The 19,356-nt window shown below is 42.6% G+C and carries 20 protein-coding genes; 11 read left to right on the forward strand and 9 right to left on the reverse strand.

Annotation, left to right across the window (positions count from 1 at the left end):
• The first annotated feature begins 1 nt into the window (after position 1).
• Complete coding sequence (flhB, locus tag ACI882_RS15420) at positions 2–1,138, forward strand: flagellar biosynthesis protein FlhB (protein ID WP_411744623.1); 1,137 nt, start codon at positions 2–4, stop codon at positions 1,136–1,138.
• Here the strand turns inward: flhB and ACI882_RS15425 are convergent.
• The 4 genes from ACI882_RS15425 to ACI882_RS15440 form a co-directional block, all read right to left on the reverse strand.
• Entirely contained in the window at positions 1,135–1,857 is a 723-nt protein-coding gene (locus tag ACI882_RS15425) for a heparan-alpha-glucosaminide N-acetyltransferase (protein ID WP_411744622.1), read from the reverse strand. The two genes, flhB and ACI882_RS15425, sit on opposite strands and share 4 nt — an antisense overlap.
• Positions 1,832–2,170 (reverse strand): hypothetical protein, encoded by a 339-nt coding sequence (locus ACI882_RS15430; RefSeq protein ID WP_411744621.1) that lies wholly within the window; start codon positions 2,168–2,170, stop codon positions 1,832–1,834. Before ACI882_RS15430 ends, ACI882_RS15425 begins: the two co-directional genes overlap by 26 nt.
• A 193-nt stretch (positions 2,171–2,363) precedes the next feature.
• Positions 2,364–2,633, reverse strand: coding sequence for a PilZ domain-containing protein (locus ACI882_RS15435; protein WP_411744620.1), 270 nt, complete (start codon positions 2,631–2,633; stop codon positions 2,364–2,366).
• A gap of 2 nt (positions 2,634–2,635) precedes the next feature.
• Positions 2,636–3,358: a hydroxyacylglutathione hydrolase family protein gene (locus tag ACI882_RS15440; protein ID WP_411744619.1), complete on the reverse strand. Its 723-nt coding sequence runs from the start codon at positions 3,356–3,358 to the stop codon at positions 2,636–2,638.
• 19 nt (positions 3,359–3,377) lie between these two features.
• On the opposite strand from ACI882_RS15440, the gene yaaA reads away from it, so the two are divergent.
• From yaaA to ACI882_RS15455, 3 genes are read left to right on the forward strand one after another with little or no spacing between them, the layout of a single operon-like run.
• A complete protein-coding gene (gene yaaA, locus ACI882_RS15445; protein WP_411744618.1) occupies positions 3,378–4,199 on the forward strand; it encodes a peroxide stress protein YaaA in 822 nt (273 codons plus the stop codon).
• Positions 4,200–4,208: 9 nt separating this feature from the next.
• Entirely contained in the window at positions 4,209–4,799 is a 591-nt protein-coding gene (locus tag ACI882_RS15450) for a YajG family lipoprotein (protein WP_411744617.1), read from the forward strand.
• A gap of 12 nt (positions 4,800–4,811) precedes the next feature.
• On the forward strand, positions 4,812–5,213 hold the full coding sequence (locus tag ACI882_RS15455) for an MAPEG family protein (protein WP_411744616.1): 402 nt from the start codon (positions 4,812–4,814) through the stop codon (positions 5,211–5,213).
• Between the two features lie 36 nt (positions 5,214–5,249).
• Here the strand turns inward: ACI882_RS15455 and ACI882_RS15460 are convergent, their stop codons facing one another.
• Positions 5,250–5,414, reverse strand: a complete 165-nt coding sequence (locus ACI882_RS15460; protein WP_411744615.1) for a hypothetical protein — start codon at positions 5,412–5,414, stop codon at positions 5,250–5,252.
• A gap of 26 nt (positions 5,415–5,440) precedes the next feature.
• Positions 5,441–6,346, reverse strand: a complete 906-nt coding sequence (locus ACI882_RS15465; RefSeq protein ID WP_411744614.1) for a LysR substrate-binding domain-containing protein — start codon at positions 6,344–6,346, stop codon at positions 5,441–5,443.
• 363 nt (positions 6,347–6,709) lie between these two features.
• On the opposite strand from ACI882_RS15465, the gene ACI882_RS15470 reads away from it, so the two are divergent.
• The 6 genes from ACI882_RS15470 (at position 6,710) to ACI882_RS15495 (ending at position 11,187) form a co-directional block, all read left to right on the forward strand.
• On the forward strand, positions 6,710–7,768 hold the full coding sequence (locus ACI882_RS15470; protein ID WP_411744613.1) for a DUF5610 domain-containing protein: 1,059 nt from the start codon (positions 6,710–6,712) through the stop codon (positions 7,766–7,768).
• Between the two features lie 63 nt (positions 7,769–7,831).
• Positions 7,832–8,074, forward strand: a complete 243-nt coding sequence (locus tag ACI882_RS15475; protein WP_411744612.1) for a glutaredoxin family protein — start codon at positions 7,832–7,834, stop codon at positions 8,072–8,074.
• Positions 8,075–8,096: 22 nt separating this feature from the next.
• Complete coding sequence (locus ACI882_RS15480; RefSeq protein ID WP_411744611.1) at positions 8,097–8,798, forward strand: hypothetical protein; 702 nt, start codon at positions 8,097–8,099, stop codon at positions 8,796–8,798.
• Entirely contained in the window at positions 8,782–9,342 is a 561-nt protein-coding gene (locus ACI882_RS15485) for a DUF6436 domain-containing protein (protein WP_411746522.1), read from the forward strand. The genes ACI882_RS15480 and ACI882_RS15485 overlap by 17 nt, the downstream gene beginning before the upstream one ends.
• 80 nt (positions 9,343–9,422) lie before the next feature.
• Positions 9,423–10,355, forward strand: coding sequence for a chemotaxis protein (locus tag ACI882_RS15490; protein WP_411744802.1), 933 nt, complete (start codon positions 9,423–9,425; stop codon positions 10,353–10,355).
• 43 nt (positions 10,356–10,398) lie between these two features.
• A complete protein-coding gene (locus ACI882_RS15495) occupies positions 10,399–11,187 on the forward strand; it encodes an MOSC domain-containing protein (RefSeq protein WP_411744801.1) in 789 nt (262 codons plus the stop codon).
• Here the strand turns inward: ACI882_RS15495 and ACI882_RS15500 are convergent.
• The 3 genes from ACI882_RS15500 to ACI882_RS15510 form a co-directional block, all read right to left on the reverse strand.
• Entirely contained in the window at positions 11,184–13,031 is a 1,848-nt protein-coding gene (locus tag ACI882_RS15500) for a transglycosylase SLT domain-containing protein (RefSeq protein WP_411744800.1), read from the reverse strand. The genes ACI882_RS15495 and ACI882_RS15500 overlap by 4 nt on opposite strands.
• Before the next feature lie 176 nt (positions 13,032–13,207).
• Complete coding sequence (locus tag ACI882_RS15505; RefSeq protein ID WP_411744799.1) at positions 13,208–16,321, reverse strand: efflux RND transporter permease subunit; 3,114 nt, start codon at positions 16,319–16,321, stop codon at positions 13,208–13,210.
• 9 nt (positions 16,322–16,330) lie between these two features.
• Positions 16,331–17,428, reverse strand: coding sequence for an efflux RND transporter periplasmic adaptor subunit (locus ACI882_RS15510; protein ID WP_411744798.1), 1,098 nt, complete (start codon positions 17,426–17,428; stop codon positions 16,331–16,333).
• A gap of 80 nt (positions 17,429–17,508) precedes the next feature.
• Between ACI882_RS15510 and ACI882_RS15515 the strand changes: the two genes are divergently transcribed.
• On the forward strand, positions 17,509–19,356 hold a 1,848-nt coding region (locus ACI882_RS15515), incomplete at its 3' end, for an ATP-binding cassette domain-containing protein (RefSeq protein ID WP_411748535.1).

Below are 19,356 nucleotides of genomic sequence, written 5' to 3' on the forward strand. Positions count from 1 at the left end.
AATGGCTGAGGAAGATCCTTCCCAGGAGAAGACCGAAGAACCCACGCCCAAAAAACAAGAAAAGGCGCGTGAAGAGGGTGACGTCACCCGATCAAAAGAACTCAATACCAGTGGTATTTTGTTGACGGCGGCATTATGCATGCTGGTATTTGGCCCAATGATAGCGTCATCACTGATGAAGGTTATGGCGTTTTGTTTTAGTTTTGATCCAAGAGCTAGTTGGGATACGGCTATTGCCGGTGGCTATTTAAAGGCGGTGGTGTTTGAAATGGCGGTGGCGATTTCACCGGTCTTTGCTTTTTTATTACTGGCCTCCATTGTTGCACCGATCAGTTTAGGCGGTTGGAACTTTTCAACAAAAGCCATGGCACCCAAGTTTTCACGCATGAATCCATTGAAAGGCATTAAACGAATGTTTTCAATGAACTCTTTGGTTGAATTAGGAAAAGGCTGGGGCAAAGTCTTGGTGGTCGGCACTGCTGCGGTTATCGTTTTGCTGAGTTTAAAAAATGAATTTCTATCGATGGTATTCGAACCGACTAATACGGCAATTGCGCACTCAGCTAAAGTATTGGGCTGGTCTTTTTTGTTCATCTGCGCAAGTACCATTTTAATTGTCATAGTTGATGTTCCGTTTCAAATTCATAGTCATGCGAAAAAGTTGCGTATGACTATGCAAGAGATCAAAGAAGAATATAAAAATACCGAAGGTAAACCAGAGGTAAAAGCCAAAATTAGGCAGTTGCAACGTGAAATGGCCAACAGAAGAATGATGAGTGATGTACCGGATGCAGATGTCATCATTACCAACCCGACTCACTACGCTATCGCCCTGAAGTATGAGCCAAATGCTATGCCAGCGCCCATTTTATTGGCCAAAGGTGTTGATGATGTTGCCTTTAAGATTCGTGAAATTGGTACCGAATATAAAATACCCATAGTTGAAATGCCTGCACTGGCTCGCTCTATTTATCATCACACTAAAATAGGCGATGAGATTCCTGAGGGCTTATATATTGCGGTGGCTCAAGTCTTAGCTTATATCTATCAAATAGATATGTGGAAGAAAGGCCAAACGCCGGAGCGGCCATTGAAACCTTATACACCTGTACCAGAAGATTTGCGACGTGACGATTAAAGTACCTGGCCTAGTAACCAAGCTAAGCCAAACAATGGCGCCTGGTGAATTAAGTAAAACACTAAACTGTGCTTGCTTAAAAATAACAGCGGCTTTGAAATCCACTTCAGACCAATGGCCGGCAGGTTAAAGGCTTGCTTTTGACCAACGTATATACCTATCCAAACCATGCCAATCCAAGGGATAAGACGAGTTAAGTCTTGTGTCGCGTTCGGTAAGTGAAGTGGTTGCCTTAGCAGGCTCCACAGCGGCTGTAGATTAAACCAGCTGGTTAGGTTATAGAGAAAGAACATACCAACACCCAGCGCTAAAGCTACCCTTGGCACGCGAAGCAAAGGTAACGATAAAAGGCTGGCGAGCGCAATAAAATGTAATACACCAAACCAAACCCAGCTATTGGGGTACATAAAGTAGGTGGTTAATGAAATAACGACTGCACCGGCTACTATTTTAGCTTCACGCCACCAAAAAGCTCGCCAGTGAATGCTTTTGCTATTAGCAGCGTACAAGCCATAACCTACGGAAATAAAGAATAGTGTGACAATGATATAACGAAAATAGGGGAAAAAGCCGTTTTCTGAGTCAAATTGCACGAGCCCATAAAGGCTAAGATCATAGCAAAAGTGAAAAACGGCCATCAAGATCAGTGCAAAGCCTCGGCACTGATCTATGAGAAGATTACGTTGCGGGGTATTATTTGAAGAGATTGAGGAGCTCATCACCAGTCATTTCATTAAAGTCTTTCTTTTCCTTCTTGAACTCTTTTTTCACAACAGGGGCCGCTTTAGCTTGCTGTTTTTGAGCTGCTTCAATGCGCTTTTGAACCGATTGCTTGCCATTAGTCGTGTCTTTCTGGCCTGATTCATCTAAGAATTTCTGGTACGCCGACTTTTGACGAGATTTTTTGTGCTTATCTAAACGATTGTGAGAAGGGATTTTGCCCATTTCACCTTGTTTAATAAAATCTTTTTTTGACCCGGTCTTAATACCGAGTTTCCCCTTCATGGTGCGGGAGCCTTTACTGCGAGACATGTGTAACCTGTATATTAATTGATAGTAGGCGGTATTATAAACGAAACAGAAATAAATTAACGAGTTAATTGCTTAAAATTTCATCAATCGATGTAAAGTCTATTGAATTCGTCAAAAACACTGACATTTTTACCCGCATTGAAGGCTAATTGATTGTTTTCATTCGATGGCTAGCCAAATGTATGAAAGGCGATCAAGATACAATAGCTAATCCTATGCAATCGGAACCAACCCAAACTACGGTCATTTTAATAATTGGAGCTACCATGGGTAGGTTTTGTAGCTGCCCTGACACCATCATACCCGTGTGCCAGTGCTGGGGGTTGAATGGCTCTTTGCTAAAGGCTATACCGCCATCCGATATATCCCAAGTTTCGCCAATAATTACGTCACCTGACTCTAATGTCAGTTTAATTTCCATTTTGATGGAGGTACGGGGAAAGCTTCTCTTGTCTTGACTCATAGCTACCAATGATCTCGCTGTTCTCTTAACTTAGTAAATTCGGCTTCGTTATTTGCCTGTAAAAATAAATTGATTTGCTGTTCAATTGCCCAGTTGGTGATAGTTCTGGTTTGGGGGCTTTGCTTTTCGGCTTGTGTTAAGAGCTGTTCCGCTAATTCTAGGCCAGGGTTCAAGCTAAGACTAAATTTTAAATTAGTTATTAGGTAATCATGGCCTGTATAAATAACAACTGAGTCGGTAAATAGGCGCTTAAGCCGTAAAATGGTTTGGTAAAGTTCAGATACATCACCAGATTTAGTGTTGCCTACGCCTGCGTTGAATAGTGTGTCACCGCACACCGCCCAATGTTCTGGTTGCCAAAATATTCCATGGCCAGGGGTATGGCCAGGCGTCAGTAAATGTTCAATTTCACATTCACCTAGTTTTAGTTTTTGCTGATCTTCGAGCCAAACATCGGCGTTTAATTTACCTTTACAACTAATGGGGGCATAAACGGTAGCTTTGGTTAGTTGCTTTAGGCGTTCAAACCCGCGGGTGTGATCGGGATGCTCATGTGTTATCCATATTTGATCTATTGACAAATTCTTATGCTGGGCATGATTAAAAACGAAATCAGCATCAAATGGATCGATAACTGCGGTTTTACGACTATCAGTACAGACCACCAAATGGTTATAATTCAAGGCTGAATTAGGAATGAAGAGTCGTTCTATTTCAGCAATCATAGCTGTGGCTCTTAAAATTATGAATATTATTGACAGTGTAGGGGAGAAAAGCGATATGTTGAAGGTGTTGGCGGTTATTTCGCCGTCGAAGAAACTGGATTTCGAACAAGAGAGTCCGGTGAGTGAGTCCACCCAATATCGTTTTCCAAAACAAGCTCAATCTTTGATCGATCAGCTTAGAACGAAATCTGCGACCGATATTAAAACTTTAATGAAATTGAGTGACAATTTAGCCCAATTAAATGTTCAGCGCTATCAAGCATGGTCCCCAAAAATGACCGAGACCAATAGCAAACAGGCTGTGTTTGCATTTATTGGTGATGTTTATACAGGACTCAGTGCGAGCACCTTAGAACGACCGCATATAGAAAAGGCACAAGAAACGGTGCGCATCTTATCGGGGTTATATGGTTTATTAAGGCCATTAGATCGTATACAGCCTTATCGTTTAGAGATGGGTACAGCTTTAAAGACTGAGCAAGCTAGTAATTTGTATGGGTTTTGGGGTGAGCAAATAACTCAATTGTTAAACAAAGATCTAAAGCATGCACAAGCCGACATTTTGTTGAACTTGGCATCACAAGAATATTTTAAAGCTGTTCAAGTTAAAGATGTTAGTGCTAGGGTAATTACGCCATTGTTTAAAGACGAAAAAAATGGTGAATACAAAATAATTTCGTTTTTTGCGAAAAAGGCGCGCGGTCTAATGGTTAGATATATACTGGATCATGACTTAAAAGATATAAATGATCTTAAAGCGTTTGATTATGCAGGTTATCAGTTTTGTGAGACACGCTCATCTGAGAATGATTGGGTGTTTATTCGAGACGAACAAAAATAAGGACAGAGCATGCTTTTAATAAAACAACATAACGTCAAAGCGTCATTACTTTCTATTGTTGCATTGGTTTTGGTTGCGGGTTGTGCGCAATTATCGCCGCAGCAGGTATCGTTTGAACCTTCTATTCCAATTGATGGCTTAATTGAAGGTACAGGTACCATAAGCTTGTCTGCTCAAGATAAACGCGCGAGCAATGTCATAGGTATTCGTGGTGGTAGTTATGCGCAAACCAGTACATTGACTCCTAAGGTGCCATTAACAGAAGTCGTACAGTCCATTGCCAGTCAAATCTTGCAGCGCGGTGGCTTTGAGCTAACCGATTCTTTACCAGATAAAACGGTTGAAATTCAAATCACCGAACTGAGCTTTGTAACAACCGATGAGCGCGCCAGTATTAAGCGAAATACAGCCGTTGCAGCCGTTGCAGTTGTGGTAAATAAAGGCAATGTAACGTATGAAAACAATTATAAGACGACTCAGTATATTGAGACATTGGGTTACCCTAAAGAAGATGATAATGAAACTTTGCTTAATGGTGTTTTTGATGCGGTCTTAGAACGATTATTCCGTGACCCTAAACTTGAAGCGTTTTTACAATAATAAGGTATTTAAATGATCTACCCAATGTTCGCCATGGTATTCATAACTTTTTTAATTGGCTTATACACCTTTGTGGTCCGTGTTCAAAGTGTTCGTAGCCGTAAATTAAATTACCGCGCTTTTTTGTTGATGAATGCGGAGAGCTACCCTGAAAATGTCCAAAAGACAACTCGCAGTTTCAATAATCAATTTGAAATTCCGGTCTTGTTTTATGCCGTATGTTTGGCTTATTTAGCCACCGGAACTCTGTCTGAGTTAGCGCTGCCGTTGGCCTGGTTGTTTATTGCATTACGCTTAGTTCATACCGCAATACACCTTACCTATAATCACCTAGTACATCGGTTTAGTGTGTTCTGGTTGTCTGCATTTGTGGTTTTAGCTATGTGGGTAGACCTAGTGGTGAAGATTTCTTAGCAAGGTCACTATAACAAAGCAGCCATCGAGCTAATGCTAGCCTACACAAATTTCACTGTTTAGGCTGGGTTCAGCGGCCCATTGCTTGAAATTTCGGTCGCCGTAAACTCGTCCATGGGGGCTTGATTGAAACATCCATGTTTCAAACACCCGAATTCCAAGCAATGGGCCGCTTCTAAGCTCTGAGGTAATAGTTGCCATCGAGCAACTCTTTTTAAAGCAAAGTATTAAACATCGTCTAAATTATGCTCAACAAAATAGTTGGCCATAAAATCTACAAATGCTCGGCTTTTTGCAGATAAGTATCGATTCTCTGGATAAACCACATGAATGGTTCGAGTAGGGAAGTTAACTTCAGGAAGCAGGTTTACTAAGCGTCCAGATTCAATATGCTCACGAATCATATAATAGGGCAGTGCGGTGATACCCATATCGTTCAGAGTCGCTTCACATAGGGTGTCTAAGTCGTTTACGGTAAATCTGCGATCCTTATTTATAAGAGCTGCTTCTTTTAAGAAACGTTTTATCCAACGTGGCTCAGCGAAATCTATTCCTGACACCATCAAAATATAGTGATTCGATAGCTCTTGTAAGGTTGTTGGGTGACCGTGCTTATCTAAGTATGCTTGAGAGGCCGTTAAGATGACCTTCTGACGTGCAACTGGGCGAGCAACGAGTCGACTGTCTTGTAATGACCCAAGGTGAATTGCAAGGTCTATGCCTTCGCGAACTAAATCCATCCCTTTATCTGCTAACGTTAAATCAAAATTAACATCTGGGTACTGTTCAAGAAACTTGGCGAAAATTTTCATCAGCATGGCACGGCCAAAAGTTGGCGTGGCAGAAATTTTTAAGGTGCCGCGTGGGCTTGTTTCTAAATCTTTCACCATGTGCTCGGCTTCTTCGAGGTCTTCTAGTAGCCGACTGCAACGATTAAAGAATAATTGACCTGCCTCGGTAGGGCTGACTGAACGAGTTGTGCGGTTCAGTAGGCGAATACCGAGACGATCTTCCAATAGACTAATTTGCTTACTAACTGCAGATGGGGTTAAGCCGAGCTGGTGAGCAGCATTTGTGAAGTTATTGGCTTTAACGACCGTGGTGAAGATGACAAGAGAATCTAAACGAGCCATAGATGTTTCCAGTTGAAAGGTGAAGATTCGACTATCTTAAAGGCACTCATAGCAATAATCCATATTTATCTGTGAAAATAATTTGAAAGTGAACAAGTCAGCAAGGTAGAGTGAATTCGGCGAATTTAACGGGTATATAGGCTATATTTTAGATATTCGAAAGTGCCCATTAGGCAGAATAGGCTAAATTACTCTGTTTTATAGGCAATTCCGAGGTTAATAACTTTGTAATTTTTTGACGAACTTCACACTCTACTTACAAACTGTTACTAAGCTTTATTAAAGAAAAGGCTCAGAGCGCCGATAACTCCACTAGAATTGCTACACCTGCACTGGGCGTAGCGCAGGTTAGAGGGATTCCAAATGCATCATCCAATTTCTGGTTATTCCGGTACATCGGTGAATTACGACCGACATAATCGAGACAATCGCGCTGAACATGCGCCTAAGATGCTTGATAAGAACCCAATCTCGGTGAATGAAGCAAAGGCAGCTTCCGAAGTAGAAGCTCCCTCTAAAGCGATTAATTTTGACGTAGATGCTTTAGTTGATCAAATCTGGGGTTTTGCCAAACAGCGCATTTCAGATGCCAAGGCCAGTGGTGCTTCAGAGCAAGAACTGGACAAGATGTTTGCCGCAGCAGAAAAGGGCGTTAAACAAGGTTTTGGTGAAGCTAAAGAGATTTTAGAAGGCTTAGGGCAGTTAGATGAGCCGTTAGGCTTCAAAATTGACTCAGCCTTTGGTCAAATTATGGATCGTTTAGATGACCAAGATTTAACCGTAGGTTCCAATTCAGCCGTCCAGAGCCCCGTAGAGGCTAAGCCCGCATCTGCATCGGTTGATCGTCAAATCAATATGTATCAGTACGAACGACAAACTTTCTCATTGAATTTAACGACAAATCAAGGTGACCAAATCTTGATTAGATCCGTTGCTGAGAGTGAAAGCACGCTCGAAGACAAACGTTTTGGTCGTGAATCCTCCACTGTTTGGGGCAGTCAGCAATCTTCAGGCTTTCAATTGGTGATTCAAGGTGACCTAAATGAGCAAGAGGCGGCCGATCTAGATGCATTGTTAGCGCAAGTGAACGAAGTTGCTAATGAATTTTATGACGGTGACTACCAAAAAGCTTTTGATATGGCATCGGAATTAAATATAAATGGCAGTAGTTTACGGTCGATGGATTTATCAATGAAAGAAGTTGAAGCTAAAGGTGTTGGCGTATACGCCGATGTAGCAGAGCAACCGTCTCGGCTACCGAAAGGCTTACAACCATTAAAAGAGTACGCTGATAAACTTATTGCGAACCAAGAGAAGTGGTTTGAACGCTTTAACTCTCGGGAATCATTCCTGAGCGCTGTTGAGCATCACCCAATGAACAACGGTAAGTTATTCGATACACTGTCGTCTTTATTGTCATAAATGCGCTGCTTTTTTGAATAAAATCTTTAAACTAAGCACTTAATCTTCTATTAGGTGTTTTTTTTGAATCTCTATTTATTTCATACTTCGGGTTGCCATCTATGTGAATTGGCAGAGGCTGAAGTAGCTGTCTTACCTAAAAAATTCACCTTCAACCTTATTCTGAGTGATATAGCGGATTCGGATACATTGATGCAGCGCTATGATGTTAGAATACCGGTATTAAAGCTAGAAGGTTGCGTGCAAGACTTAGGTTGGCCATTTACTGTCGATGACATTGCTACTTATCTTGAGCGCCATGCCTAATCATCAGTTAGAGGAAATTCGTATGTCATTAAAGCATTTTGCAGTTTTCATACTCGCGCTAACGTTTGTCGGTTGTTCATCCATGCCACCAAAAACTGAGGCTATATATGACACCCTAGTCTTGGACACTAGTTTACGCGGCGTAGTCGGAACTTGTGCTGCCTTAGGTGATGCAGAAAAACGAACCATTGTGGTTGCCCGTAATCAGTGGTGGCAAAATAATGCCAGTTACGTTTTAGCGGCCGATTGGGGCTTGCTAAAGCTAAATTGGGATGATGCTCATAGCGGCTCAGAAAGTCAGCGAGCCTTAATGGGGTTGGCATTGTTAGAAAACATTCAAAATGAATCTTTAGCCAATCAGGCTGACTTGTTGAAAGGCAAGGCAAGCTCAGATAGTTGCGGAAAAGTTGCTAAAAATATCGCTAAAGGCAAATATGACATCGATAATAACAAGTCGGCCGTGAAAATATTAGATACACTGAAGGTAGAGCGTCTTAATGTTGAAGGTGAGGCCGCCATCGCACGGTCTATAAATAATCGTTATAGAAAATATGGGCGGTCACTTTTTGTAGTCGAAAAAGCACTACGCGAAACCGGCTGTAGCGCTCCAAATATTTCATTATTGCGTAACTCTTGGCCTTTAGAAGTTTATGATGCAACTTGCAGTGAAACAGACTACCTCTTAATTCGTTGTGAATGGGGGCGGTGTGAAATCAAACGCTAAGGTTTGGTTCAATGGTAAAGCTCGCTTAATTACCCTGTTGGTTATTGGGCTCATGTTGGTCATGAGCCTAGTTGTCGGCCGCTGGTTTCAGTCAAACTATGTAGGCTGGCTAATTGAGTCAGTCAACTCTCCAAATGTCCTCCATGCCCAATGGCAGGAGGCTTTAGACCAATTACCGCAATTGACGCATCCTGCTGTTATTCATGTCCTACCAAGCGACTGTCTTTGTACTTTATTAACCATAAAACACGCTAAAACCGTTTCAGTCAAAGCTAAAAGTGCAGGTTTTTCAATATTACAATTAGGCTCTAGTCACACAGGGCTTGGTGAAACAATTGAGATGGATGTACCTGAGTTATCTCCCTTTATAGCAATGACTGATGAACAAGGTGTCTTGAAGTACTTGGGTGCCTATAGTGATGGCGTACGCTGCACGACGGCTAACAGCCTGGTCGATCAGTTTATAGGTGATGTCAGTAATTTACCAAGCCATACAATTATTGGGTTAGATGTTAAAGTGTGCCGCTGTGATAGCAACCAATAGCGCATATTTCTAAAATATGACTACACTTATGAGGTAATTAGCCGATACAACGTAAAAGCGCAATTAGTGGAGTCACCTGTATGTCAGACATGCTCAAAAACGTAGACAGTCGTACCAACTTAGTCGGGCAAAACAGACTCGAGTTATTAATGTTCCGCTTAAATGGTCGACAAGTTTATGCGATCAACGTTTTTAAAGTTCAAGAAGTTCTTACCCTTCCTAAATTAACATTAGTTCCGCAACGACACCCTGCTGTCATTGGTGTTGTATACCTTCGCGGGCGATCAATTCCCGTCATAGACTTAAGCGCGGCTATTGGGTTAAGCCCAGTAAGGCACAGTGAAGAATCAACCATAATTGTGTCCGAATACAATTCAACGGTGCAAGCGTTCCTTGTGGGCGATGTCGACCGTATTGTGAATATGAACTGGGATCAAATACAGCCACCGCCTTCCGGTACTGGTAAATTTCACTATTTAACGGCAATTACGCAATTAGATGATGCCATCATTGAGATCATTGATGTAGAAAAGGTGCTGTCAGAAATATCTCCATTAAAAACAGACCTACCGGAACACCTCCTAGCTGAGGACTTTGTTTCAAAAGCTAAAGGTAAAGAGATCTTGATGGTCGATGATTCACTGACGGCTCACGCACAAGCCCGGGCAACTTTTGAGAGTTTGGGGTTGAAAGTGTACCAAGCAATGGATGGCCAAGAAGGTTTAGAGTTTCTACATAAACTTGATGCGCAAACAGATGGTCCGCTAAGCAAAAGATTGCTCATGGTCGTAACCGATGCCGAGATGCCCCGAATGGATGGTTATCGCCTGACAACTGAGATTCGTAAGCACGCCAGTTTAAAAGACTTATATGTCGTTTTACATACCTCTTTGAGTGGCGCATTTAATGAGGCCATGGTTGAAAAGGTTGGTTGTGATGCGTTTTTGTCAAAGTTCAAAGCAGAAGAACTGGCGAACGCGGTAAAAAAGCGAGTTAACGCGACAGACCCATAACGGTGATGTATATTTATTGGTAAATTTAACTTAACCAAAAACTATGCAAACAACAATCGAGCAACTTTATGTTTATCCGGTAAAGTCTTTAGCAGGCGTGCCGGTTAAACAAATTACCTTTGACGAGTTTGGACCTAAAGATGATCGTCAATATTTGTTAGTTAACTCTAAAGGCCGGTTTATTTCTCAGCGTTCTCATCCTATTTTAGCCACCTTTACTGTAGATTTTGCTGAGCAAGGTTGGTTGGTTAAAGCCCCTGATAGCAGCTCAATTCTCATCTCCAAAGAAACCTATACTGATCGCAGTATTGAAGTGACGATCTGGCGTGACACCCTTATGGCCTTTGAAGTTGACGGTTGTTTATCAGACTGGTTTAGTGAGCAACTAAACGAAATCGTATATCTAGTTACCTTTGATGATTTAACCAGCCGAACTGTTACAGCACAAGGTGTTGCTGGTAAGTTTGCATTTGCCGACGGTTACCCATTGTTGGTTTGTAATACAGCGACCCTTGATAGTGTGAATAGACAATCCAGTCAACAATTGTCTATGCGTCGCTTTCGTCCCAATGTGGTGATTTCTTTAGCAGCAAATACCGAATATCAAGTTAAAGAGTTACGCTTTGAGAATGGCGGTTCATTGATGTTTGCTGAGCATTGCGTACGCTGCAATATTCCTGCAATTGACCCTGAATTAGGTATTTTTCAACGTGAAACCCATGATTACTTAAAGCAAGCTTTGCTGCGCGACAATGAAGTTGTGTTTGGCATGAATGCTATCAATAAACAACTCAGTCGTATTCAACTAGGCGATGTTTTAACGGTCTACTAATTTAACTGGGCAACTCCAGTATTTTGTTGCGTCCATTGGTTTAGTTGCCAGCCATTGTCTGCAGTTAATGCATAAACTTGACTATATACCAAAACGGCTTTGACATAGTTTCGGGTTTCATCAAAGGGAATTGACTCTATCCAAACTGGAATATTAGTTGGGTAGCGTTTTTGCCAAGCAACGACTCGGCTTGGCCCGGCATTGTAAGCAGCAGTTGCATAAACAGGGTGCTCGAAACGAATCAGCAGTTCGCTTAAATAGTGGCTGCCAAGAGCAATGTTGGTTACCGGGTCATTTAGGTCATTTGTGGTGGCATAGTCGACATTATATTTTTGTGCAGTCGCGGCAGCCGTTTTAGGCATTAATTGCATGAGACCTCGAGCGCCTACAGGACTTTTGGCCTGTTGCATGTAACGACTTTCTTGGCGGATAACACCGTATATCCAAAAATCAGGAATGGCCAATAATTCCGCGTGATAATCTATGATAGATGCGTACGCTTTTGGGTAACGTAAATGTATTAAATCGTATCGACGACTCCAGCCTGCCGCTTGTGATGCTTTACTGTACCAGCCCCATTCTAAAGCCAGCTCAGCGGCGTCATGTTGTGTTTGAGCATCTAAGTTGCGTAACCACAAATTCCACTCTACTTGAGCGCGATCTATTTCATCGAGTTGAAAGAGCAATTTTGCTCGGTTCGCCGATGTGTTGTTACGAACTTTATCAGGGTCTCCTATTGGGTAAGGCGTGTTATTGGATAGCTGAGTGGGAAGCCCGAGTAAGCCAGCTGCCATATAGCCATAATAGCTGCGTTTTTTACTTAACGAATAAAGTGGGTTTAGTTCGTCTTGGGCGCTGGTTTGCTTTAACAGAGCATAGCCATACCAGTATTGCCATTGCTCTGTTTTTTTGAGCGAATCAGACAGCTCGGAATATAAATAAATGACTTCGTCAATTTGGTCTTTGCTTAATGCAATTTGCAGTCGCCAATGCTGAACTTCTGAGTCGGATCGACTGGAGTCGGCGATGGTGAGCCAGTAATTTGCTTCGGGTAAGCCTTGTTTTGCCATAGCAAGCCCTAGGTAGCGGGATGCGGTGCGAATTTCTTTTGGTTCAAAATCAGGCGTTACTTTAACAAGCTTTAACCATAAGTTAGAAGCTGAACGAGGGTCTATGTAGGCCATTTTATTGACCGATGCTAACGCCAGTTCGCGCATGTCGCTATTGCTAGGGTCATAACCTTGATTAATAACTTCTTTAGGGTTTTGATAGACCGCTGCTAAAAATTCACCTTTCTTTTTGTCTGGTTCATTTACATAAAATCGGTTCAAATATCGTAATAAGTTTCCGTTTCGGCTATAAAAAGCAAGCAGCTGTCGTTGCCATATTAACTGACCCTGATTCGGTTGTTGGTCTAGCCACGCTAGTAAAAAAGGATCGCAATGGTCTGGCCGAGAATGCCCGCTTTGCCATAAAGCAGCCACCAGGTTTTCAGGAATGGGGCGATCAAGCTTTTCCAGAGCAACAAATAGATGACACTGCAATTCTGGAGATTTTTCATTGGCAAACTCTTTGGCGATAAGCGACCAATTTTCGCGACGAATGACTTCACGCTGCCAAGTGTTTTTTAATAGCCAGTAGGCTGCTTTGTTTTCGTCATGCGAACGGAATTGTTCGATGTCTTTAACAGATGTTTTTTCGATATGTTGTTCATACCATAGTCCTAATAAATGCGGATAAAGAGGGTCCTTCTTATAGGTTTTTAGCGTGCTGAAGTTAATAGAGTTTGTTTCTATTTGGTCTTTTATTTCCAAAAAACCAGCACAAGCGTTATTGATGCTCATTAAACACACTAAACTGAAAAACAACGTACGAATGGGTGACATGATGACTACACAAATAACCAATATTAGGAGTTAGGCTAATTGGTTTAAAAATAAATACAAGAGTTTAAGGAACGTTAACTCACTTAAACCAGTTTTAGTCTAAGTGAATTAACGCAATAGTGCGGAAAAGGAACTTACTTACGTCTGAATCGCTCGCCTAAAATTAGCAAGCAAGGTGTTAATACCAAGGTGAGGACTGTCGCAAATAATAAACCGCCAGCAATGGCCGTTGATAGCTGGGTCCACCACTGTGCAGATGGGGCTCCGACAGAGATTTCTTTGCCCATTAGGTCGATTGTAAGCTGAAATACCATCGGTACTAAGCCCAAAATGGTGGTTGCGGTTGTGAGTAGTACTGGGCGCAAACGTTGAGCGCAGGTCATCAGAGCCGCCTGTATAGGCTCTACGCCTTGTTTACGTATGACGTTAAAGGTGTCAATCAGAACAATGTTATTGTTCACCACGATGCCAGCTAGGGCGATGATGCCCACGCCGCTCATCATAATGCCGAAATTACTTCCGGTAATGATGATGCCAACCAATACACCAACGGTCGATAAAGCTACCGATGATAAAATTAATGCAGTTTGGAAAAAGCTATTAAACTGCGTCACCAAAATAATTATCATCATAAAGAAGGCAACACCAAACGCCTTGCCCATAAATGCGCCCATTTCTTGCTGTTCTTGTTGGTCGCCGACGAATCGGAACACAACGTTTTCAGGAATGGCGCCCGATTTATAGAGTTCAGTGAGCTCTGCTGCTAATTCGTTGATTACCGCAGGAACTTGATAGTCAGCTTTGACGTTGGCTTCTATATCTAAGGTCAGTTTGCCTTCGGTTCGGAATAAATCTCCTTGTTTATTTTGCGCGTTACGCTCAATAAAGTTGCTGATTGGTAATTGTTGACCGCGAACGGTAATGGTTAGGTTATCAATTTTGTCTAAATCTCGGCCATTAAACGGATAGCGAGCGCGAATTTCGACTTCATCGTCAGCATCACTCGGTCGGTAAGAGCCAATTTTTAAACCATTGGTAATCATTTGAATAGAAGAGCCCACCGTTTGTAAGTCGGTACCAAAGCGGCTTGCCGCTTCTCGGTCAACATCGATACGCCATTCAAGGCCATCAAGAGGGCGGTTATCGGAGACTTCTTTGATCTTTTCGTTAGTTTGTAATCGACTGACCACGGTTTCTACGGCTTCATTCAGTGCAACAAGGTCATCTGAAAACAACTGTAACTGAATATCGATGCCAGTTGTTGGACCCATTGCAGCGGCTTTAGATTCAGCAACAATGCCGGGTACTAGGCTCGCAGCATCTAAAGCTTGTTCAGTAATGACACCGGTTCTCGGTCGATCTGGGCTCCAATCAATAAACTCTAATTGCATGACTCCAATGGTATCTTCTGTGTAATCACGTAACGGGATAGCATTGACCTTGGTGGTGACTGTTTTAATGGTGTCTAAGGTCAGCAGGTTTTTCTCAACTTGTTTGACGAGATCATCTCGCTCTGCAAGTGATAGGTTTCCGCGTGCGCGCACGACAATGGAACCAAAATCGGCGTCTATTTCAGGAAAAAACTCAACATCTGGACTACGCGCAACAAACAACCCAACGATAATCGCAATTAACACGGCAACTAAGCCTATGGCAATCCATGGACGAGGTAATAAAAAGCCAATAAAGCGCACATACTTACCCAAAAAACCTGGGATCTCCGAAAAGTCACCGTGGTCAATGGCATCCATTGTTTGTTGTTGCCGCTTAGTTGTCGGCAGAGGCTTACCAATGACAAAGCCAATGGCTGGTACGGCAATTAAGGCCATAACCAGTGATGCCAGTAGCGTAATAATAACTGTTTTTGGTAAATAACCCATAAACTCGCCAGCAATGCCGGGCATAAAGAGTAACGGCATAAATACCGCTAAGGTAGTTGCGGTTGAAGCAATAATTGGCCACGCCATTCTGGTTGCGGCTTCGCGATAGGCACTTCTGCGATCGGCACCTTCAGACATGCGCCGATCTGCGTATTCCGTTACAACGATAGCGCCATCTACTAGCATTCCCACAGATAGAATCAAAGCAAATAGTACGACAATATTAAGCGTAATACCGAGCGTTTGAAGAACCAACATGGTCGCTAAAAATGATGCAGGAATAGCGATACCAACTAATACGGCACTGCGGACACCTAAAAACCAGACGATAATTACAAACACAAGAATAGTAGAGGTTAATACCGAGTTGAATAGGTCGTTAAGCTGTTGCTTGATCATCACCGAATTATCTTGTGTGTAGGTGACTTTAACGCCTTCTGGCCAATTTGGAGAAACAGTCTCAACGATCGCTTTTGCTTGATCTATGGTCGCGATAATGTTTTCACCGACACGCTTTTTAACTTCAAGAGTTACCGCCGGTTGGCCGTTGACGCGAGAAATGCTATCGGCGTCTTTGTAGGTACGTTGGCCTTGGGCTATGTCTCTAAAATGTACGACCACATCACCATCAATTTTTACGGGCAGATCGAGGATATCTTTTTCGGTCTCGATTAAGCCTGGTACTTTAAATGAGAATCGACCGGCACCCGTGTCTAGATTACCCGCGGTAACTAGTTGGTTGTTTTTTGAGACTAGAGTAAATAGCTCAGCATGAGAAATGTTATAGCTAGCCATAAGAGCAGGATCGATGATGATCTCGGCTACTTCATCACGTTTGCCTGCGATAGTCGCTTCTAGAATGCCTGATGTGGCTTCTAGTCGTTCTTGCAGGTCTACGGCTACTTTAAATAGGACTCGCTCATCTATATCACCGGATAACGAGATGTTGATGACTGGGAATAGGGCTAAGTTGACTTCATTAACGGAAGGGTCATCTGCATCTGCGGGTAACTTTGATTTAACCTTGTCTACGCCATCACGGACATCGACTAGGGCATCATCAATGTTAACGCCAATTTCAAACTCAAGCATGATGGAGGCATGGCCCTCACTCGCAGTGCTTGATATTTCTTTTAACCCCTCCAGTGAGTTGAGCTCTTGCTCTAGCGGTCTAACTAATAGGCGATCGGCATCTTCTGGTGAAATGCCTTCTAAACCTGTGCTGACATAGACAAAGGGTACGGTGACATCGGGTTGCGCTTCTTTTGGAATAGAAACCAGTGCGAATGCACCCATCACAAGTATTAGGGTGAAAAACAATAAAACTGTACGGGTCCGATTTAACGAACCATTAATAATAGATACCACAATATCCCCTTAAAGGCCTACAGCTTTAGATTGATCGAACGGTTTGATGGTCGGATTCGCTGTGTTCCCAGCATTCACAAAGCCTTGGCCGACCACAATAATCGCTGCTTGTTTTGGTAAGCCCGTTACCCAGACACCGTCGGTTGCTGATCTGATAATCTCAACTTTGTTGAATTGAACCTCATTATTTGCACTAATTGTTTTTAAGCCAAGATCGCCAGAGTCGTTAATAAACAGTAGGGCAGGGCTGATATAGTGACCTTCAGCTTGGGCGATTGAAACACGAGCCTTGGAGGTAACACCCGATACATTTCGCGTGACATTGAGAACATTGAGTTCCACAGAAAAAGTTCGGGTTGATGGGTTAGTTGTAGCACCAATATAGGAAACTGTTGCTTCTGCGACATCACCGTTGATAAGGTCGACACTAGCGCTCTGACCTAGTTGAAGGCTTAATATGTCTTTTTCTGATACGGCACCTGAGAATACCAGTTCAGAAAAATCGTATAAATCGGCAACTGGGTCACCTTGACGGACATAGCTGCCGATTTCGACAAATACTGTTTCAAGTTGCCCATCAAATGCTGCTCTAATATCTTTGTTTTCAAGTTGCAAGTTTAGCCCAGCAAGATTGGCTTTGGCTTGCTCATAGCTGGCAAGAGAGGCGGCAAGTTGAGCGCCGTTCTGTAAACCTTGCTTTTGTAGTTTTTGAGCGCCTTCATATTCTAGGCGTTCTTTTTCAACTGAGGCCCGAGCTTGAATAAGCCGAGCGCTCAAGTCTCCCAGATCAACTTTGGCGATAATATCGCCTTTTTTAACTGAGTCACCCTGCGTTTTTAAAACCTGAACGACTTTACCGGTAGATTCACTGCTCAAAGTAACCCATCTTTTAGCCTGCGTGATACCATTAATGGTTAATGTTTGTTCAACAGTGCGTGATTGACTATTTATCACTTGAACTTTAGGGATGAAATCCGTACTTTGCACTGCTTTGTCAACGGGCGCATTTGCGTCAGAATCATTTGATGAGCCAGAAAACATCCAAATGATTAAAATCACCAAGATAGAAATTGCAATAATAGGGCCGGTATAACGGGTTTTAGACACGAAAAATTACCTCAGTTTAGAATCGGCGACACATTAATAGGGTATCGACTCTCGATACAGTGCCGAAAGTCAGTCTACATATGAGTCTTATAATATTTGATCAAGTTTCATTCGCATTGGGCGCCGCGCCTTTGCTTAACCAATGCTCATTTTCAATCGAGAAGAATGAACGAGTTGCTTTAGTTGGGCGCAATGGTGCCGGTAAATCTACCTTGCTTAAACTTACTTTAGAACAATTTAGCCCAGACAGTGGGGTAATTAAGTATTCTAAAGGTTTAAAGTTAAGCTATTTACAGCAAGACTTGCCTGTGGGCGACGATGAGCCGGTGGGCGATGTCATCCTAAAGCGTGTCGGAGCTGTGGGAGAAGCGATACTTAAGTACAATGCTTTAACCGTTTCAGATCATCCTGATATGGATGAACTGGAAAAGTTGCAGCATTATATTGAAGAAAACGATGGGTGGAAACTACAGAATCAGGTTCAAGCCATCTGTACCAAATTAAATTTAAACCCAGATAAACGCTTTAATGCTATGTCTGGTGGTTGGCGACGCCGTGTACTCTTGGCTTCTGCTTTGGTCGTTGAACCCGATGTGCTCATCCTAGACGAACCCACCAACCATTTAGATATTAAAATGGTTGAATGGTTAGAAGACTTACTCATTAATTTTAAAGGTACGGTTTTGTTCGTTTCTCACGATAGGGCGTTTATTGACCGAATCGCTACTCGGGTTATTGATCTAGATCGCGGTAAAATTGCCTCCTACCCAGCGCCTTACGAAACCTATTTAGAATTTAAAGAAAAAGCCTTAGAAGACGAAGCGAAACAACGAGCCCAAGAAGATAAAGTATTGGCGCAAGAAGAAGTCTGGATTCGCCAAGGCATTAAAGCACGTCGTACTCGCAACGAAGGTCGAGTACGAGCTTTGAAAGCAATGCGAGCAGAGCTGTCGGAGCGTCGCTTTCAGCAAGGCTCAGCGAAATTTAAGATTGAGATGGATGATGCGTCCGGTAAGCGTGTTGTTGAGTTAGACAATGTTGTTTTTGGTTTTGGTGATCAGCCGATAATCAATGGCTTTACTTCTACAGTGCTACGTGGCGATAAAATTGCGTTACTGGGACCTAATGGCGTAGGCAAGACAACGGCGTTAAAGTTATTACTGGGTGATTTAAAACCTCAATCGGGAACCATAACTGAAGGTACACGCTTGCAAGTAGCTTACTTTGACCAAGCTCGCGAAGCATTAGACCCTGAAAAGCCAATTGTCGATGTCGTTTCAGAAGGGCGAGACTTTCTCGAGATACAAGGCAAGCGACGTCATGTAATTAGCTACCTTGAAGACTTTTTGTTTAAACCAGAGCGTCTGCGAATGAAAGTTCGTCAGCTCAGTGGTGGAGAAATTAACCGCCTCCTATTAGCAAAAATGTTTAGCCAAGCAGCCAACGTATTGGTTTTGGATGAACCAACCAACGACCTTGATATGGACACGCTAGATTTACTCATTGATCGCTTGAGTGACTTTGAAGGTACTGTTTTACTAGTGAGTCATGACCGTTACTTTATTGATCAATTAGCGACCAAAAGTTGGGCATTTGAAGGCAACGGTGTGGTCAAAGAATATGCAGGTGGCTACGAAGACTGGAAGATACAGGGCGGAAAATGGCCGGATCTGGAAAAAATGGAAGTTGAGCCAATGAAAGTTGGTGTGTCCGCTAAAAAAAGCGATGCATCGGTCACAAAAAAAGCACAAAAGAAACTCAGTTATAAAGATCAGCGTGAGTTTGATCTAATGCCTGCTATGATAGAAAAATTAGAGTTAGAAATTGAGACATTGGAAGCAGACGTAGCCGCCCCTGACTTTTACAATCAGTCCTCAAATGTTACTACTACAGTGCTAGCGAAACTAGAATCTGTTCAACAAGCGCTA

The sequence above is a fragment of the Reinekea sp. genome, from assembly GCF_046710285.1.
Taxonomy (GTDB): Bacteria; Pseudomonadota; Gammaproteobacteria; order Pseudomonadales; family Natronospirillaceae; genus Reinekea.

What these genes read in the sequence shown, in the direction of transcription:
- ACI882_RS15425 (WP_411744622.1), bottom strand. Translation starts at nt 1,857, where the DNA reads ATGAGCTCCTCAATCTCTTCAAATAATACCCCGCAACGTAATCTTCTC.
- ACI882_RS15465 (WP_411744614.1), bottom strand. Translation starts at nt 6,346, where the DNA reads ATGGCTCGTTTAGATTCTCTTGTCATCTTCACCACGGTCGTTAAAGCC.
- ACI882_RS15435 (WP_411744620.1), bottom strand. Translation starts at nt 2,633, where the DNA reads ATGAGTCAAGACAAGAGAAGCTTTCCCCGTACCTCCATCAAAATGGAA.
- ACI882_RS15470 (WP_411744613.1), top strand. Translation starts at nt 6,710, where the DNA reads ATGCATCATCCAATTTCTGGTTATTCCGGTACATCGGTGAATTACGAC.
- ACI882_RS15495 (WP_411744801.1), top strand. Translation starts at nt 10,399, where the DNA reads ATGCAAACAACAATCGAGCAACTTTATGTTTATCCGGTAAAGTCTTTA.
- flhB (WP_411744623.1), top strand. Translation starts at nt 2, where the DNA reads ATGGCTGAGGAAGATCCTTCCCAGGAGAAGACCGAAGAACCCACGCCC.
- ACI882_RS15455 (WP_411744616.1), top strand. Translation starts at nt 4,812, where the DNA reads ATGATCTACCCAATGTTCGCCATGGTATTCATAACTTTTTTAATTGGC.
- ACI882_RS15500 (WP_411744800.1), bottom strand. Translation starts at nt 13,031, where the DNA reads ATGAGCATCAATAACGCTTGTGCTGGTTTTTTGGAAATAAAAGACCAA.
- ACI882_RS15440 (WP_411744619.1), bottom strand. Translation starts at nt 3,358, where the DNA reads ATGATTGCTGAAATAGAACGACTCTTCATTCCTAATTCAGCCTTGAAT.
- ACI882_RS15460 (WP_411744615.1), bottom strand. Translation starts at nt 5,414, where the DNA reads ATGGCAACTATTACCTCAGAGCTTAGAAGCGGCCCATTGCTTGGAATT.
- ACI882_RS15450 (WP_411744617.1), top strand. Translation starts at nt 4,209, where the DNA reads ATGCTTTTAATAAAACAACATAACGTCAAAGCGTCATTACTTTCTATT.
- ACI882_RS15490 (WP_411744802.1), top strand. Translation starts at nt 9,423, where the DNA reads ATGTCAGACATGCTCAAAAACGTAGACAGTCGTACCAACTTAGTCGGG.
- ACI882_RS15480 (WP_411744611.1), top strand. Translation starts at nt 8,097, where the DNA reads ATGTCATTAAAGCATTTTGCAGTTTTCATACTCGCGCTAACGTTTGTC.
- yaaA (WP_411744618.1), top strand. Translation starts at nt 3,378, where the DNA reads ATGAATATTATTGACAGTGTAGGGGAGAAAAGCGATATGTTGAAGGTG.
- ACI882_RS15430 (WP_411744621.1), bottom strand. Translation starts at nt 2,170, where the DNA reads ATGTCTCGCAGTAAAGGCTCCCGCACCATGAAGGGGAAACTCGGTATT.